The sequence below is a fragment of the Proteus appendicitidis genome, from assembly GCF_030271835.1.
GTDB classification, from domain to species: Bacteria; Pseudomonadota; Gammaproteobacteria; order Enterobacterales; family Enterobacteriaceae; genus Proteus; species Proteus appendicitidis.
In genome coordinates this window covers 1,070,924-1,087,500 of record NZ_CP127389.1, presented here as the reverse complement: position 1 = coordinate 1,087,500, position 16,577 = coordinate 1,070,924, and the positions used below count along the sequence as shown (strand labels likewise).

Below are 16,577 nucleotides of genomic sequence, written 5' to 3'. Positions count from 1 at the left end.
TTTGGTCCGTAGACGTCATGCGGTATTAGCTACCGTTTCCAGTAGTTATCCCCCTCTATCGGGCAGATCCCCATACATTACTCACCCGTCCGCCGCTCGTCAGCAAGAAAGCAAGCTTTCTCCTGTTACCGCTCGACTTGCATGTGTTAGGCCTGCCGCCAGCGTTCAATCTGAGCCATGATCAAACTCTTCAATTAAAAGTGTTTGATGCTCAAAGAAATCGAAAACTTAGCTATTCATAAATGAATTTACTTTTGTTGTTCACTCTTCAAGACTTGATACATCTAATATTTTAGAAGATATCGTCTCTGCGAGTGCCCACACAGATTGTCTGATAATTTGTTAAAGAGCAGTGCAACTTTTGCTGCCGTTTCCGGTCTTCTGCGTTGTTGCGAGGAGGCGTATATTACGTTATTCCTCTGAAGAGTCAAGAATTTTTTTCAAACTTTTTTTCTTTTCTCTTCGTTCTCTCGGCTAACTCACTTAGCGTGGTTTGCCGTGACAACGAGGGCGCATTATAGGGAGTTTTCTGAATGTGACAAGTATTATTTTAAAAAAAACTTCCAACAGCGCACTTAATAATCAAACCAGCTTTTTCGGTGTAAATAATAGACCATTTCTGTATAAAAAAGTTTCAAATACAAAAAACGTTATTTGTTGATCCTCTTAATTCAGCCCAACTAAAACACAAACCATAAAAAAAGAGGCTTATATAAGCCTCTTTTTCAGTTTCACAACATCTCTTCTTTATCATAATAAATAGAGACGATGCTCTATTACTGTTTTGCAATTATCTTATTGTCATCTAAATCTAAGATAATCTCTTTGCCCGGTAATAATTTGCCAGACAAGATGTCTTGAGCTAATGGATTTTCAACCTCTTGCTGAATAGCCCGTTTTAATGGACGAGCGCCATAAACTGGGTCGAATCCGTCTTCACTCAATTTCTCTAATGCAGCTCCAGTGATAGTAACGTGATAACCACGCTCTTCTAAACGCTGGTATAAACGACGCAATTGAATTTGTGCAATCGCTGCAATGTTTTCTTTACCTAATGGGTGGAATACCACAACTTCATCAATACGGTTGATAAACTCTGGTCTGAAATGATGGCCAACAACGTCCATCACAATATTTTTCATTTCAGGATAATCAATTGTCCCGAAACGTTCTTGAATTAAATCAGACCCTAAGTTCGACGTCATAATCACAACGGTATTACGAAAATCGACTGTTCTACCTTGCCCATCGGTTAAACGACCATCATCCAATACTTGTAATAAGATATTGAATACGTCTGGGTGCGCTTTTTCAACTTCATCTAATAAAATGACTGAATAAGGACGACGGCGAACTGCTTCTGTTAAATATCCACCTTCTTCGTAACCAACATATCCTGGAGGTGCGCCCACTAAACGAGAAACGGAGTGTTTTTCCATAAACTCGGACATATCGATACGAACCATTGCATCATCACTATCAAACAAGAAGTTTGCTAATGCTTTACACAACTCAGTCTTACCCACCCCTGTAGGTCCTAAGAATAAGAACGAACCAATTGGGCGATTAGGATCAGATAATCCAGCACGGCTACGACGGATAGCATTAGATACTGCACTCACAGCCTCAGCCTGACCAATAACACGTCTATGTAGCTCTTGTTCCATTCTTAGCAGTTTTTCACGTTCCCCTTCTAGCATTCTAGATACAGGAATACCTGTCCAACGCGCTAAGATTTCAGCAATTTCAGCATCAGTAACTTTATTACGTAACAGCTTCATATGCTTATCTTCAGCTTTATTAGCTTCAGCAAGCTGTTTTTCTAACGTCGGTATTTGTCCATATTGGATCTCTGACATTTTCGCCAAATCACCACTACGGCGAGCTTGCTCTAATGCGATACGAGCCTGCTCTAATTCAGATTTAATATGTTGAGTGCCAGTAAGCTCTGCTTTTTCTGCTTTCCACTCTTCTTCTAAAGCAGAATACTCTTTTTCTTTTTCAGCAAGTTCTTCATTTAGCATCTCTAAACGTTTTTTACTTGCATCATCAGACTCTTTTTGCAGTGCTTGTTGTTCAAGTTTAAGCTGAATAATACGTCTATCAAGTCTATCTAATGCTTCAGGTTTTGAATCCATCTGCATACGTAGGCTTGCACCCGCTTCATCAATTAAATCAATTGCTTTATCTGGCAACATACGGTCAGAAATATAGCGATGAGATAAAGTTGCCGCGGCAACAATCGCAGGATCTGTAATTTGAACATGATGATGAAGTTCATAACGTTCTTTCAGACCACGTAAAATAGCGATAGTGTCTTCAACAGTTGGCTCCGCTACATACACTTTTTGGAAACGACGCTCTAATGCCGCATCTTTTTCAATATATTGACGATATTCGTCAAGTGTTGTTGCACCCACACAATGTAATTCACCACGAGCTAATGCAGGCTTTAACATATTTCCCGCATCCATAGCACCGTCAGCTTTACCTGCGCCAACCATCGTATGTAATTCATCAATAAACAGAATGACACTACCTTCCTGCTTAGATAAATCATTTAAAACAGCTTTTAAACGTTCTTCAAATTCACCACGATATTTAGCACCAGCTAATAACGAGCCCATATCTAAAGAAAGCACACGCTTATTCTTTAAACCTTCAGGGACTTCACCATTAACAATACGTTGAGCCAAACCTTCAACAATAGCCGTTTTACCTACACCCGGTTCACCAATCAGCACTGGGTTGTTTTTAGTACGACGTTGTAGAACTTGAATGGTTCTTCTTATTTCTTCATCACGACCAATAACAGGATCGAGTTTGCCTTGTTCTGCTCTTTCCGTTAAATCCACAGTATATTTTTTCAATGCCTGACGTTGGTCTTCTGCATTTTGATCGTTCACTGTTTCTCCACCACGTATTTTTTCAATCGCTATCTCAAGACTTGCTTTATTCGCTCCGGCTGCTTTTAGCATGTCAGCAACCTGACCACCTGTTTCCATAGCAGCTAAAAGAAATAGCTCTGACGAAATAAATTCGTCACCTTTTTTCTGTGCTAATTTATCGCACAAATTAAGGTGCTTAATTAAATCATTTGAGGGATGAACCTCTCCACCAGCACCTTCGACTTTAGGTAATCGAGACAAAGCATCGCTAATTCGCTCATTAAATTGGGATGCATTAACACCTACAGATGTTAATAAAGGGCGAATTGAGCCACCTTGTTGATTAAATAACGCACTCAGCAAATGTATGGGTTCTATAAATTGATTATCGTTCCCAAGTGCCAATGACTGGGCGTCTGCGAGAGCTTGCTGGAATTTGTTGGTTAATTTATCCAGACGCATAACACCTCCAAGTAAAATTTAAAGCAAAATTCGTAACTGGAGAATAGATGAGGTCATTTTGACAATATTCAAGCTCAAAATAAAAAATTTTGAGCAAAAATATTCATCAATATTTGAGATAAGCGAGAAAAACGTTGAGAGGAAGTTTATTTAATCCAGATTAATGATGCCATTCGCCCTGTTACGCGCTCTCGTCTATAAGAAAAGAAGCGCGATGGATCAGTTACAGTACAAAAATCACCACCATAAATCTGAGTTATTCCACTTTCCTGTAAGATTATTCTCGCTAACATATAAATATTAGCTAAATATTTACCATTATGGGGAATAAATGCAGATTCAAAGGCAATATTTTTTTCTATAAACGCCAAACGGACTTCTGCACCCACCTCAAAAGCGGTTGGACCAATTGCAGGCCCTAACCATGCCATAATTTGATCTTTAGGTGCTTTAAACTGTGCAAGTGTATTTTGTAATACACCATGGCAAAGCCCTCGCCATCCACCATGCGCTGCGCCAACTTCTGTTCCATCAACAGTTGTAAAAAGGACAGGCAAGCAATCTGCCGTCATAATTGCGCAAACTTTTTTCACGGTAGAGGTGTAAAGGGCATCACCTTGTATTTCATTATTTTTCTCAGTATTTAGCGTAACAACATGAGTGCCATGAACTTGTTCAAGCCATAGTGGCATTTCGGGCAGTAGAGCTTGCTGACAAAGTCTGCGTCTATTTTCTTCGACATCAGACAATTTATCACCAACATGAGTACCTAAATTGAAGCTGTCATAAGGCGGTAGACTAATTCCCCCTTCTCTCAAGGTACTGCAAGACCCAATATTTTCAGGTTGTGGCCAATCTGGAAAAATCAATGAAGTCATTTACCAATCCATTTCATCTTTAAACTGTTCAACGTCAGCTTTTAGCACATCGATAAGCTTAACCATATCATCAGGTAATGGTGCATGCCATTCCATTTCAATGCCTGTTATTGGATGATAAAGACGTAGCATCGTTGCGTGTAGCGCTTGTCTATCAAATAAACGTAACGTTTCACGTAATTCATCTGAAGCCCCTTTTAAAGGACGAGGTCTTCCTGCATAAAGCTGATCGCCAATTAAAGCATGGTGAATATGAGCCATATGAACACGAATTTGGTGAGTACGACCAGTTTCTAAACGTAAACGCAAACGTGTATGAGCACGAAAATGCTCCATAACACGATAATGTGTTACTGCTGGTTTACCCATTGGATGCACAGCCATATGTGTACGTTTAGTTGGATGTCGAGAAATAGGTTCATTCACTAATCCTCCCGCAGTCATTCTTCCTGTTGCAACCGCTTCATACTCACGCGTGATTTCACGACGTTGTAAAGCTTCGACTAAATGCGTTTGAGCAGGAACTGTTTTTGCAACAACCATTAAACCTGTTGTATCTTTATCCAATCGATGGACAATACCTGCACGAGGTACATTAGCAATTTCTGGATAGCGATAAAGTAATGCGTTTAATACGGTGCCATCAGGATTACCCGCACCAGGATGTACAACAAGATCTCTTGGCTTATTGATAACTAAAATATCATCATCTTCATAGACGATATTTAACGGAATATTCTGAGGCTCCCAGCGCACATCTTCTTCAATTAAGGCATCGACTTCAATTTTTTCACCGCCAAGCATTTTTTCTTTTGGCTTATTGATGATTTTATCGTTAACCTGCACTCTATTGTCTAAGATCCACTCTTTTATACGAGATCTTGAATAATCAGGGAACATTTCGGCCAAAGCCTGATCTAAGCGTTGACCCAGCTGTGAATCTGCGACTGTAGCATTAAGTCGTATTTGTTGAGACATAAATAATTTTCTATTAATTAAGTTAGTGTTTTGACGGCACAGCCGTTTCATTTAAAATGAGTTATAGTGTAACCGATTTCAGGGGAGCTTCACGGAGAGACTCCCCAAACCTATTCAGAGGATAATCAATACGTGATGAGACGCATTAAATACCTGGTGGCAGCGGCCACTGTAAGCCTGTTACTTGCTGGCTGTTCGAGTTCAGACAAAGACGCTACTGCTGATATGTCGCCTTCTGAGCTTTACTCAACCAGTCAGGAAAAATTGCTAGATGGCAATTATGGAGCGGCTATCAAACAATTAGAGTCTCTCGATAATCGCTATCCTTTTGGCCCTTACTCGCAACAAGTTCAACTCGATCTGATTTATGCTTATTATAAATCAGCGGAACTACCAATGGCGATTTCTGCAATCGACCGTTTTATCCGATTAAACCCAACCCATCCTAATATCGACTATGTTCTTTATATGCGTGGCTTAACAGCTCAAGCATTAGATGATAGTGCATTACAAGGATTCTTTGGTATTGATCGTTCAGACCGTGATCCTCAACATGCAATCGTGGCATTTAAAGATTTTAGTCAATTAGTTCGTTACTATCCAGACAGCCTTTATGTCGCTGATGCAACCAAACGCCTAGTCTTTCTTAAAAACCGTTTAGCGAAGTATGAGCTTTCTGTTGCGAAATTCTATACTAAACGAGGGGCTTATGTCGCGGTTATTAATAGAGTAGAGCAAATGATGCGCGATTATCCTGACACACAAGCTACTCGTGACGCACTTGTTTATATGGAAAACGCTTATAAAGAATTAGGTCTGACACAAGAAGCAGAAAAAGTAGCTTCTCTGATTGCAGCTAATCCAGCCTAACGAAAACATCACCATCAAAAACAGCAGCTTATCGCTGCTGTTTTTTTATTCTTTTCTAGCTAAATTGTCTTTACTTTTCATCAGCCCAACCTTCCTAATATGACTGAATAAATGCAACTTAACAAGCGGTCTTTTTCAGCTATTTATCATTTGTCACGTTTCTATTACTAGTTACACATACATCTAACAAAAAGTGATTTTGATCATGTTTTAAATTGTGTATCAAGATATTCTGAAGTTATCGAAGACGGAGTAATAAAGAGGTAACTATATGATTATAAATATTACTAGCAAACAAATGGAAATTACCCCAGCACTACGTGAACACATTGAAAGCCGTCTAACTAAACTCAATAAATGGCAGGTGAATTTAATCAATCCTCATATTATTCTTACGAAAGATCCGAAAGGCTTTAGTGTTGATGCCAGCATTCATACGCCAAATGGGCAATTGGTCGCTAATGCGCAACATACCGATATGTATGTAGCAATTAATGACCTACTCGCAAAACTTGAGCGTCAATTAAACAAAGTTCAGCATAAAAACGAATCTCGTCGGGCTGATAACAGCCTGAAAGAAGAGAATTTACTTGTCGATGAAATGTAAATAGTAAAGCAAGATTAAAAATTAGAATAAATCACTGACTCAAAACGCCTCTGCGCATCCTCGTGATGCGCTTTTTATTGTATTTTTCTTGACTCCATTCACATCATCATGTTTGATAGCAATACATCAAATAATTTACCAATCAATATAATGAAAAAACATTCACATTTGCCTTTCTTCTTTTTCTTTTTACTCTTTCATTAAGAGGCTTTGTCATTTTAGAAAGAAAAGTAAGAACGACAATAGCCTCCAAAATTGGAGGCTTTTTTATTTATGATGGCATGACATAACGGTATAGGGCTTAAACATGGAAAAACTCGATTTATCAGCAATCAGAGATAAGATCACAATGTTAGATTCAGAATTACTAACATTGTTAGCAAACAGACGCCAATTATCTGCTGATGTTGCTCAATTTAAATTGAATACACATCGCCCTATTAGAGATAAAAATCGTGAGCGTGAATTACTTGATTTATTAATTGAGAAAGGAAAAAACGTTGGACTAGATGGTTTTTATATTAGCCGTATTTTTCAAATGATCATCGAAGACTCTGTCTTAACGCAACAAGCCATTCTACAACAACATCTTAATGCAACGCCTAATGAATCAGCCAGAATTGCTTATTTAGGACCTAAAGGCTCTTATTCACATATTGCTGCTCGTCAATATGCTGCCCGCCATTTTGATAGCTTCGTTGATTGCACTTGCCAGAAATTTGACGACATTTTTACACTTGTTGATACTGGTCAAGCTGATTACGGTTTGCTACCCATTGAAAATACCAGTTCGGGGGCAATTAATGATGTTTACGATTTACTACAAACAACATCAATCTCTATTGTTGGAGAAATTCGCATCCCTATTAATCATGCGCTTTTAACAAGTGTTGATAGCAGCCCAGAAGAGTTACAAACTATTTATAGTCATCCTCAACCCTTCCAACAATGTAGCCATTATTTAAATCAGTATCCAAACTGGAAAATTAAATATTGTGAAAGTACAGCGGCTGCAATGGAAAAAGTGGCTCTTGCACAATCACCATTTGTTGCGGCAATTGGTAGTGAAGCCGGTGGCTCTCTTTATGGTTTAAAACCTCTAGCTAATAATTTAGCAAACCAACAAATAAACGTAACACGCTTTATTGTTATTGCACGAAAAGCTATTGATGTTTCAGAGCAAGTGCCCGCTAAAACAACTTTCTTAATGGCAACGGGGCAACAAGCGGGTGCATTAGTCGATGCATTAATGATTTTAAAAAAATACGACATTATTATGACGAAACTCGAATCTCGTCCTATTAATGGTACACCTTGGGAAGAGATGTTTTATATTGATGTTCAAGCCAATTTACGTGATATCAATATGCAAAAAGCCTTACACGATTTATCACAAACAACACGTTCATTAAAAATACTAGGCTGTTACCCTTCAGAAAATGTTGTTCCTGTTGAAGTGAAATAACCTAGCTCCCAAAAAAGCCAAATAGCATATAGCTATCTGGCTTTTCTTTTTGGTTCTTATTTTAAGATTAATTATAAGAAACCATACATCGCAGCGAATACCCAACCAAAGATACAGGAAACAGTTACACCAATTAATCCCGGTAGAATAAAGCTGTGATTTATAACAAAACGCCCAATTCGAGTTGTGCCAGAACGGTCAAATTGAATTGCCGCTAAGTCACTAGGATAAGTTGGCAGAATATAATAACCATAACAAGCAGGTGCCGATGCAATAATATAAGCAGGATCAACACCAATACCCAATGCTAAAGGAACAATTGCGGCTAAAGCGGCTGCTTGAGAGTTAACAAACTTAGATACCAATAATAAGACAACGGCATAAGCCCAAGGGTATTCTCGTACTAATTGCCCCAGTGCTGCTTCTATTTCTTTCATATGTGCAGAGAACATTGTCTCTGCCATCCAAGCAATACCATATACGGCAACAATTGCTATCATCCCTGAACGAAATACTTCATTTTTAGAAATAAGAGAAGGGTTGGTTTTACAGATAATAATAATTGATGCGCCAGCTAATAACATAAACATCTGAATAACGAGCACCATAGATAATGGTTTACCATTAAATACAGGGCGTATTTCAGAGAAAGCACCTAATATTGCCACAACAGCAATTGCACCTAAGAAAATCCACATTGCTACCCAATTTTTCATAGGGAGCTTTTTATCTAGAAGTGTTGCTGTATCACCATAAACATAATCATGGTTTTCAGGAACTGAAACAAATTCTTGGAAACGTTGGTCTTTATCTAAATCTTTTCCTCTAAACCAGCTAAAAATACCAATAGCTAAAATACCGATAAAAGTAGACGGAATAGTAATTGCTAATAAATCTAAAAACTCTAGATGTTTGCCATTAAAAGTCACATCACCGAGCATTGCGACTAATGTAACAACGGCAACGGATACAGGACTGGCAATAATCCCCATTTGGGAGCCAATTGTACTTGCTGCCATTGGTCTTTCTGGGCGAATATTATTTTTAATCGACACATCATAGATAATTGGCAATATGGTATAAACGACGTGTCCAGTACCACATAATATTGTAAGAGTACAAGTTACGAGTGGTGCAACAATAGAAATATATTTTGGATTTTTACGTAATAATTTTTCTGCTATTTGCAACATAACATCTAATCCACCAGATGCTTGTAATGTTGCTGATGCAGAAACAACGGCAATAATAACTAACATAACATCAACAGGTGGTTTTCCCGGAGGGAGATTAAAAATAAAAACTAAAATAACCAGACCTACACCACCTAATAGACCTAATGCAATTCCTCCCTTCCTAGCCCCATAAAATAGACATACTAATATAATGGCGAGTTGTATTAAAAAATCCATAAATTACCCCTTGAAAAACACGTCGGAATATAAATAATACAATTTAATTTTTAGCACTTATTGCAAAAAAAAGAGTTTATAAAATATAATTTACGATAATTGTTATAGGCATTTTTTTGATCATTGTTATAATTTTAATAATACCTTTTAATTTCATTCAGTTTTAAGATCTCATCAACAAATAACTTTTAATAAAAAGACAATATTGAACATTAATTATTATTAAATTAAACTCAGCGATAACAATTAAATAACAACAAATACAAGATGTATTACTCTATTAATAAAAACAGATATTTATCTCCTTGTTTTTAAATGTATATTTATATTTATCTACTTTTATTTTCTGAATAAAAACAGGTGATTCTTATCTATTATTAAATTTTCAAATGGCGGGAAAAGAATATGAATACTTTTATCATATTGATTTTAAGTCTATTTTTTACCAATAACGTAGATGAAATTAAATTAAAAGAGGGTTATCACACTTACTCACTAACGTCTCAAACGGATTTGAAACGTTGCACAGTAAGTCCATGTCCAGATCCTAAAGACTATTAACTTTTAAGCATTTTGTTTTAAAAGGAGTGATTATGAATAAATTATATATTTTAATATGTTTATTTTTATTCGCTAGTTATACGAGTGCTTATTTTGATGATAAAGCAGAAAAAAATATAACATCGAAAATTGAATATTCTCAAAATAATAGCAATATCTCTGCTTTTAGTCGTTGTGTTTGGCCACCTTGTGATGATGACTGGTGATAAGCTAAACATGAAATAATTAATAAAATAAAAAGGCCGAACAATTTATTTTATTGCTCGACCTTTTATATAACAAATAATTTAACTAGATTCGGCTATCGTTAGCCTTTTGTAATAATACACCACTCTCTTTCATAAATTGAGTAGCATAATCGCCAAACCAATCACTCACGTTATTAAATGAACGAACAAACTCACTCTTTGCATTTATATCTAATAAATCGATAGCTTGTCCCAGAGAATGATGATATCTACGAATGAGTTCAATATTCTCTTGTGATGATAAAATAATGTCAGCATAAAGTTGAGGATCTTGAGCAAACAGTCGTCCTATCATTGCCAATTCTAAGCGATAAATAGGAGATGACAGTCGCAGTAAACTGGCTAAGTCCACTTTTTCTTTTGCTAAATGCTGACCGTAAGCGAAGGTAGTAAAATGTCGAAGTGCTTGAATAAAACTCATGTTTTTATCATGCTCTTCTGGCGTAATCGCCTCAATTCTAGCGCCCCATACCATTAATTGCTCTAGCAACCATTCAAATTCTTGATGGTTTCGTCCTTCACAATAAGCCACAACCTGTTTTGCCAAACTAGGCACATCAGGGCCAAACATTGGATGAAGACCTAAAACAGGTCCACTATGTGCCTTTAACATCGCCTCTAAAGGGGCTTTTTTGATAGAGGCTAAATCGACTAATAAGCAATCTTTAGGCAATGGGGGTAATTGTTCAATAACCTCAACGGTTAAATGGATAGGCACACTAATTATGACCATTCCTGCATTATCAAAAATAGCAGGTGATTTAGTTTGCCATTCATCAGCTTCTAAGCTTTCAACTTGATAGCCAGAGAGAGTAAATAAACGAGAAAATAGTTTACCCATTTTCCCATTTCCTCCCACAATAACGATTTTACCAAGTTGAGGGTTAAGCGTTTTAAATCCCTTGTCATTCTCTTTAGTATAGGATTCTCGCATTACTCGGCGTAACACATCTTCAATCAAATCTGGGGAAATCCCCATCATTTGTGCATCATTACGACGAGAAGCAAGCATGGAGGCTTCTCTATCAGGTGCATAAATCGGTAAGCCATGACGGTTTTTAACTTCTCCCACTTCAGCTACCAGCTGCATTCTTTTTGCGAGTAAAGAAAGCAGTGATTTATCTACCTGATCAATTTGCTCACGCAAACCTTGTAATTCTTCAGCCATCTATGCTTGCCTCTTTTTTCTTTATGATTAACTAACTTTTTTTAACTGAGCTTCACGCTGAACTAAAATCGGGGAAAGTTGAGCATGTAAATTTCTTAACACTGACTCCGTTGTTTCCCAACTAATACACGCATCTGTTACCGAGACACCGTATTTCATTTCACTACGAGATTGCTCTGACGATTGATTGCCTTCATTAATATGACTTTCTAACATAATGCCAGTGATAGATTCATTACCTTTAGTGATTTGCTCAATCACAGAATCCACCACTTCCGTTTGACGACGGAAATCTTTATTAGAATTACCATGGCTGCAATCAATCATTAATGATGGTTTTAATCCTGCTTTTACCATTTGAGCTTCACATTGAGCAACATCTTCTTCATGGTAGTTCGGTGTTTTACCACCACGTAAAATGACATGGCCATCAGGATTACCTTGTGTTTGCAATAAACAAACCTGCCCTGATTGGTTAATTCCCATAAACCGATGTGGCATAGAAGCCGCTTTCATCGCGTTAATCGCAGTATCTAAATTACCATCTGTTCCGTTTTTAAATCCAACTGGCATTGAAAGCCCTGATGCCATTTCACGGTGAGTTTGAGATTCGGTTGTTCTAGCTCCAATTGCAGACCAACTGAATAAATCACCTAAGTATTGTGGATTGTTAGGATCTAACGCTTCCGTTGCCAGAGGCAAACCTAATTGCACAAGTTCAGTCAATAGCTTACGGGCAATATGTAATCCTTTTTCCATCTCAAAGCTACCATCCATAAATGGATCGCTAATTAAACCTTTCCAACCAACAGTTGTACGAGGTTTTTCAAAGTAGACACGCATCACAATATACAGACTATCACTTAATTCAGACGCTAAGACTTTCAGGCGTTTTGCGTAATCTAACGCAACATCGACATCATGAATGGAACAAGGTCCACATACCACGAGTAAGCGAGGATCACGACGTTGGACAATTTCAGAAATTGTTTGACGTGATTTAGCAATGGCATGCAGATCATTGCGACTCAATGGGTATTTTTGTTTTAACTCTTCTGGAGTAATTAAAACCAGCTCTTCGCTGATATTCACATTATTGAGTGCGTCTTTTTGCATGATCATAATCTTTACCTTTTTATATCTGTCATTGTGATTTTTGTGTGTCTGAAAGATAAGATAACATGCAATGTAAAGAAATCAATCCATATTTTTAATATTTTTGACATATATGTAATCATAACTTTACAGTTAATAATTTTATTATAGATAAACAATAAATAACAACTAGTTATAAAAAATAAAGGAAGCAGAAATAATGTGATGGAGATTGAATTAAAACATTAATTCGTAAAAATATATTTACAGTTTATCTTTTAATGAATCTCGACATATGAAGAATAGATAAGATAGGAATATAGAAGTAAAAGAGATAAAAAACGAATAAACAATATTTTCAACAAGGGGAGATATAAAAAAAGGTCAGCAAATGCTGACCTTTTAACAATAACTTTCGGATGTGCGAAAGCGTATTATTTAGCGTTAAGACGCTCTTTGATACGAGCAGCCTTACCTGAACGCTCACGCAGGTAGTACAGTTTAGCTTGACGAACCGCACCACGACGTTTCACAGTGATGCTATCTACGACTGGAGAGTGAGTTTGGAATACACGCTCAACACCTTCGCCATTAGAAATTTTACGAACAGTGAATGCAGAGTGCAGACCGCGGTTACGAATAGCGATAACCACGCCCTCGAATGCCTGCAGACGTTTTTTAGAACCTTCAACAACCCATACTTTAACTTCTAAAGTGTCACCAGGACGGAATGAAGGAACATCTTGCTTCATCTGTTCTTGTTCGATTTGTTTAATAATATTGCTCATAATAACTCTCTTACCCTAGGTAAACTGATATTAATGACATCTTGTGTCAGACTTACTCTGCTGTTCCTGACAGATGTTCCCGTTGGAACTCTGTTAACAGCACTCTTTGCTCGTCAGTCAGAGCTAGGCTTTCCAGAAGCTCAGGTCTTCTTAGCCAGGTTCGACCCAGTGATTGTTTCATGCGCCAGCGATTAATATGAGCATGATTGCCTGACAGTAAAACTGCCGGAACTTCCATGCCATCTAAAACCTCTGGGCGAGTATAGTGAGGATGATCCAGTAAACCTTCAGCAAAAGAATCTTCTTTCGCAGAGGCTGCGTGTCCGAGAACACCCGGTACAAAGCGCGCTACTGCATCTATCATTATCATGGCAGGTAATTCCCCACCACTTAATACGTAATCACCCACAGACCACTCTTCATCGATTTCAGTCTGAATGACACGCTCGTCTATACCTTCATACCGACCACAAACCAGAATTAACTTCTCATTTGTTGCCAGTTCACAAACTCCTTGTTGATCGAGTTTGCGTCCCTGAGGTGATAAGTAAATCACCTTTGCTCCATCACCTGCCGCAGCTTTTGCTTGATGAATGGCTTCCCTTAAAGGTTGAACCATCATCAACATACCGGGACCACCGCCATAAGGACGATCATCAACGGTATTGTGTCTGTCGTATGTAAAATCTCGGGGATTCCAACATTCTACATTGAGCAGACCATGCTTCACTGCCCGACCAGTCACCCCGTACTCGGTTATAGAGCGGAACATTTCTGGAAATAGGCTAATTACCCCAATCCACATTTTTGTGTCCCACTATTGAGAACCGTTAACCGGATAATCTAAAAACCAGGATCCCAATCAACGATAATTTTTTTCGCTGAGAGATCGACTTTCTTGATAACCTGCCCATCAAGAAACGGAACTAACCGTTCCCCGATACCGAACGCATCTTTCAGATTCGCTTTAATCACCATGACATCATTTGAGCCAGTTTCCATCATGTCTGTAACGACACCCAGATCATAGCCTTTATCCGTTTCTACATGGCAACCCATCAGATCTTTCCAGTAATATTCACCTTCAAGTTCTGGAAGTTGCGAAGCATTCACGACAATTTCAAAATTAGTCAGGAAATTGGCCGCATCTCTGTCATCAATACCTTTTAGCTTGACGATAATATCTTGGTTGTGATGTTTCCAACTTTCAATTTCAATGGTTTCCCACTGTCCATGACGCTGAATAAACCACGGTTGATATTCAAAAATGTTTTCGGCGTGTTCGGTGGAGGAAAAAACTCTGAGCCAACCACGGATCCCGTAAGGTGAGCCCAACTTACCCATAACAATAGGTTCTACAGGCTCTTTTAAGGTTTTTTGTTCGCTCATTGTTACCACCGCGACAGATTAAGCGCTTTTCTTCGCTGATTTGATCAGGCCAGCAACACGTTCTGAAACTGTTGCGCCTTGAGCAACCCAGTGTTCAACACGGTCTACGTCTAAACGTAATTCTTCTGCATTACCGGTTGCCAGTGGGTTATAAAAACCTACACGTTCAATGAAACGACCATCACGCGCATTGCGGCTATCGGTTACTACTACTTGGTAAAACGGACGCTTTTTTGCGCCGCCACGAGCTAAACGAATTGTTACCATAACATCCTCATTAGTTAATAAAACAACCAGACGCCATCGAGGAACGGAGTCCGGTTGTCATATAAAAAGCCCGAAAAGTTTACTCACTTTGGCGAAAAAAGCAATCCAAAGCACGTTTTTTTTCAGGCTTTTTGATTTTATCGGCCTGGAAATCCAGGTGGCATCATACCTTTCATGCTACGCATCATCTTAGCCATGCCACCTTTTTTCATCTTTTTCATCATACGTTGCATATCATCAAACTGTTTTAATAAACGGTTGACGTCTTGCACTTGTGTTCCTGAACCCGCTGCAATACGGCGTTTTCTAGAACCTTTGATGATTTCTGGTTTTTGACGTTCTTTTTTAGTCATGGAATTAATAATCGCTTCCATTTTCACTAAAATTGAATCATCCATTTGTGATTTTACTGCATCTGGCACCTGAGACATACCCGGCATTTTGCTTAACATACTCGCCATGCCGCCCATGTTCTTCATCTGCTTTAATTGATCTAAGAAATCATTTAGATCAAAGCCATCACCTTTTTTAAGTTTTGTTGCCAGCTTTTCAGCTTGCGCTCTATCAACTTTGCTTTCAATGTCTTCAATTAAAGACAGAACATCACCCATGCCTAAAATACGAGAGGCAATACGATCTGGGTGGAAAGGTTCTAAGGCTTCTGTTTTTTCCCCAACACCGAGGAATTTAATTGGCTTACCGGTGATATGGCGAATGGATAATGCCGCACCACCACGCGCATCACCATCAACTTTGGTTAATACAACCCCCGTTAATGGCAATGCTTCATTAAATGCTTTTGCTGTATTTGCCGCATCTTGACCCGTCATGGCGTCAACAACAAACAGGGTTTCAACGGGATTAATGGCTTTATGGAGAAGTTGGATCTCTTCCATCATCCCTTCATCTACGTGTAAACGACCTGCTGTATCCACCAGCAATACATCATAGAATTGAAGTTGCGCATGTTTTAATGCATTACTTGCAATAGTGACTGGATTTTCTTGAACTGTCGAAGGGAAGAAATCAATGCCAACCGTTTCGGCTAACGTTTCAAGCTGTTTAATCGCTGCTGGGCGATAAACGTCAGCAGAAACAACAAGAACTTTTTTCTTCTTTTTCTCTTTTAAGAATTTACCTAATTTTGCGACACTGGTTGTTTTACCGGCACCTTGTAAACCTGCCATTAACACAACAGCTGGCGGTTGTGCTGATAGATCAAGGTCGGTATTCACTTCCCCCATCGCATTGACGAGTTCATTTTGAACAATCTTCACAAACTCCTGACCCGGAGTCAGGCTTTTGTTAACTTCATGCCCTACTGCGCTCTCTTTGACGCGCGCAATAAAATCACGAACCACAGGTAAAGCAACGTCAGCTTCTAATAAAGCCATACGCACTTCACGCAGTGTCTCTTTAATGTTTTCTTCGGTCAGTCTTCCTCGACCGCTTATATTGCGCAATGTGCGCGATAGTCTGTCACTTAAATTCTCAAACATTA

At 38.4% G+C, this 16,577-nt stretch carries 15 protein-coding genes, 1 rRNA gene and 1 other annotated feature (1 of these 17 cut by a window edge); of the genes, 4 read left to right on the top strand and 12 right to left on the bottom strand.

All coding sequences use genetic code 11. The features are described 5' to 3' along the window. The 4 genes from QQS39_RS05000 to rluD form a co-directional block, all read right to left on the bottom strand. Positions 1-197: ribosomal RNA gene (locus QQS39_RS05000) — 16S ribosomal RNA — on the bottom strand (it extends 1,346 nt beyond the left edge of the window). 579 nt (positions 198-776) lie between these two features. Continuing rightward, positions 777-3,350, bottom strand: coding sequence for an ATP-dependent chaperone ClpB (gene clpB / locus QQS39_RS04995; protein ID WP_151434518.1), 2,574 nt, complete (start codon positions 3,348-3,350; stop codon positions 777-779). Between the two features lie 146 nt (positions 3,351-3,496). Then, positions 3,497-4,228, bottom strand: coding sequence for a purine nucleoside phosphorylase YfiH (yfiH, locus tag QQS39_RS04990; RefSeq protein WP_285805496.1), 732 nt, complete (start codon positions 4,226-4,228; stop codon positions 3,497-3,499). After that, entirely contained in the window at positions 4,229-5,206 is a 978-nt protein-coding gene (gene rluD / locus QQS39_RS04985; RefSeq protein ID WP_109396304.1) for a 23S rRNA pseudouridine(1911/1915/1917) synthase RluD, read from the bottom strand. A 135-nt stretch (positions 5,207-5,341) separates the two neighbouring features. Here rluD and bamD point away from each other — a divergent pair, with 135 nt between their 5' ends. The 3 genes from bamD to pheA all read left to right on the top strand — a co-directional run bounded on the left by bamD (position 5,342) and on the right by pheA (position 8,148). Further along, the gene (bamD, locus tag QQS39_RS04980) at positions 5,342-6,076 is read left to right on the top strand and encodes an outer membrane protein assembly factor BamD (RefSeq protein ID WP_285805875.1); all 735 of its coding nucleotides are present in this window, start codon (positions 5,342-5,344) and stop codon (positions 6,074-6,076) included. A 271-nt stretch (positions 6,077-6,347) separates the two neighbouring features. Next, positions 6,348-6,683, top strand: a complete 336-nt coding sequence (gene raiA, locus QQS39_RS04975; RefSeq protein ID WP_151434516.1) for a ribosome-associated translation inhibitor RaiA — start codon at positions 6,348-6,350, stop codon at positions 6,681-6,683. A 155-nt stretch (positions 6,684-6,838) separates the two neighbouring features. Beyond that, positions 6,839-6,955: a sequence feature (Phe leader region), on the top strand. A gap of 35 nt (positions 6,956-6,990) precedes the next feature. After that, positions 6,991-8,148: a bifunctional chorismate mutase/prephenate dehydratase gene (gene pheA / locus QQS39_RS04970; protein WP_285805495.1), complete on the top strand. Its 1,158-nt coding sequence runs from the start codon at positions 6,991-6,993 to the stop codon at positions 8,146-8,148. Positions 8,149-8,219: 71 nt separating this feature from the next. Here the strand turns inward: pheA and QQS39_RS04965 are convergent, their stop codons facing one another. Further along, positions 8,220-9,560, bottom strand: coding sequence for an anaerobic C4-dicarboxylate transporter (locus QQS39_RS04965; protein WP_151434514.1), 1,341 nt, complete (start codon positions 9,558-9,560; stop codon positions 8,220-8,222). Positions 9,561-10,153: 593 nt separating this feature from the next. On the opposite strand from QQS39_RS04965, the gene QQS39_RS04960 reads away from it, so the two are divergent. Beyond that, complete coding sequence (locus QQS39_RS04960) at positions 10,154-10,327, top strand: hypothetical protein (protein ID WP_285805494.1); 174 nt, start codon at positions 10,154-10,156, stop codon at positions 10,325-10,327. A gap of 85 nt (positions 10,328-10,412) precedes the next feature. On the opposite strand, the gene tyrA is transcribed toward QQS39_RS04960, so the two are convergent. From tyrA to ffh, 7 genes are all read right to left on the bottom strand, one after another. After that, a complete protein-coding gene (tyrA, locus tag QQS39_RS04955) occupies positions 10,413-11,537 on the bottom strand; it encodes a bifunctional chorismate mutase/prephenate dehydrogenase (RefSeq protein WP_285805493.1) in 1,125 nt (374 codons plus the stop codon). 27 nt (positions 11,538-11,564) lie between these two features. Further along, a complete protein-coding gene (locus QQS39_RS04950; protein ID WP_285805492.1) occupies positions 11,565-12,659 on the bottom strand; it encodes a 3-deoxy-7-phosphoheptulonate synthase in 1,095 nt (364 codons plus the stop codon). Between the two features lie 407 nt (positions 12,660-13,066). Then, the gene (gene rplS, locus QQS39_RS04945) at positions 13,067-13,420 is read right to left on the bottom strand and encodes a 50S ribosomal protein L19 (RefSeq protein WP_023580978.1); all 354 of its coding nucleotides are present in this window, start codon (positions 13,418-13,420) and stop codon (positions 13,067-13,069) included. Positions 13,421-13,472: 52 nt separating this feature from the next. Next, positions 13,473-14,225 (bottom strand): tRNA (guanosine(37)-N1)-methyltransferase TrmD, encoded by a 753-nt coding sequence (trmD, locus tag QQS39_RS04940; RefSeq protein ID WP_006534750.1) that lies wholly within the window; start codon positions 14,223-14,225, stop codon positions 13,473-13,475. 38 nt (positions 14,226-14,263) lie between these two features. Beyond that, positions 14,264-14,809, bottom strand: a complete 546-nt coding sequence (rimM, locus tag QQS39_RS04935) for a ribosome maturation factor RimM (RefSeq protein WP_006534751.1) — start codon at positions 14,807-14,809, stop codon at positions 14,264-14,266. A gap of 18 nt (positions 14,810-14,827) precedes the next feature. Beyond that, a complete protein-coding gene (rpsP, locus tag QQS39_RS04930; RefSeq protein ID WP_004244772.1) occupies positions 14,828-15,076 on the bottom strand; it encodes a 30S ribosomal protein S16 in 249 nt (82 codons plus the stop codon). Positions 15,077-15,213: 137 nt separating this feature from the next. After that, entirely contained in the window at positions 15,214-16,575 is a 1,362-nt protein-coding gene (ffh, locus tag QQS39_RS04925) for a signal recognition particle protein (RefSeq protein ID WP_023580979.1), read from the bottom strand. Positions 16,576-16,577 lie beyond the last annotated feature (2 nt).

Bases quoted from the DNA above. Each gene is read 5' to 3' on its own strand.
- clpB (WP_151434518.1), bottom strand. From the start codon at position 3,350: ATGCGTCTGGATAAATTAACCAACAAATTCCAGCAAGCTCTCGCAGAC.
- bamD (WP_285805875.1), top strand. From the start codon at position 5,342: ATGAGACGCATTAAATACCTGGTGGCAGCGGCCACTGTAAGCCTGTTA.
- rluD (WP_109396304.1), bottom strand. From the start codon at position 5,206: ATGTCTCAACAAATACGACTTAATGCTACAGTCGCAGATTCACAGCTG.
- ffh (WP_023580979.1), bottom strand. From the start codon at position 16,575: ATGTTTGAGAATTTAAGTGACAGACTATCGCGCACATTGCGCAATATA.
- rimM (WP_006534751.1), bottom strand. From the start codon at position 14,809: ATGAGCGAACAAAAAACCTTAAAAGAGCCTGTAGAACCTATTGTTATG.
- yfiH (WP_285805496.1), bottom strand. From the start codon at position 4,228: ATGACTTCATTGATTTTTCCAGATTGGCCACAACCTGAAAATATTGGG.
- rpsP (WP_004244772.1), bottom strand. From the start codon at position 15,076: ATGGTAACAATTCGTTTAGCTCGTGGCGGCGCAAAAAAGCGTCCGTTT.
- QQS39_RS04950 (WP_285805492.1), bottom strand. From the start codon at position 12,659: ATGATCATGCAAAAAGACGCACTCAATAATGTGAATATCAGCGAAGAG.
- trmD (WP_006534750.1), bottom strand. From the start codon at position 14,225: ATGTGGATTGGGGTAATTAGCCTATTTCCAGAAATGTTCCGCTCTATA.
- QQS39_RS04965 (WP_151434514.1), bottom strand. From the start codon at position 9,560: ATGGATTTTTTAATACAACTCGCCATTATATTAGTATGTCTATTTTAT.
- rplS (WP_023580978.1), bottom strand. From the start codon at position 13,420: ATGAGCAATATTATTAAACAAATCGAACAAGAACAGATGAAGCAAGAT.
- pheA (WP_285805495.1), top strand. From the start codon at position 6,991: ATGGAAAAACTCGATTTATCAGCAATCAGAGATAAGATCACAATGTTA.
- tyrA (WP_285805493.1), bottom strand. From the start codon at position 11,537: ATGGCTGAAGAATTACAAGGTTTGCGTGAGCAAATTGATCAGGTAGAT.
- raiA (WP_151434516.1), top strand. From the start codon at position 6,348: ATGATTATAAATATTACTAGCAAACAAATGGAAATTACCCCAGCACTA.
- QQS39_RS04960 (WP_285805494.1), top strand. From the start codon at position 10,154: ATGAATAAATTATATATTTTAATATGTTTATTTTTATTCGCTAGTTAT.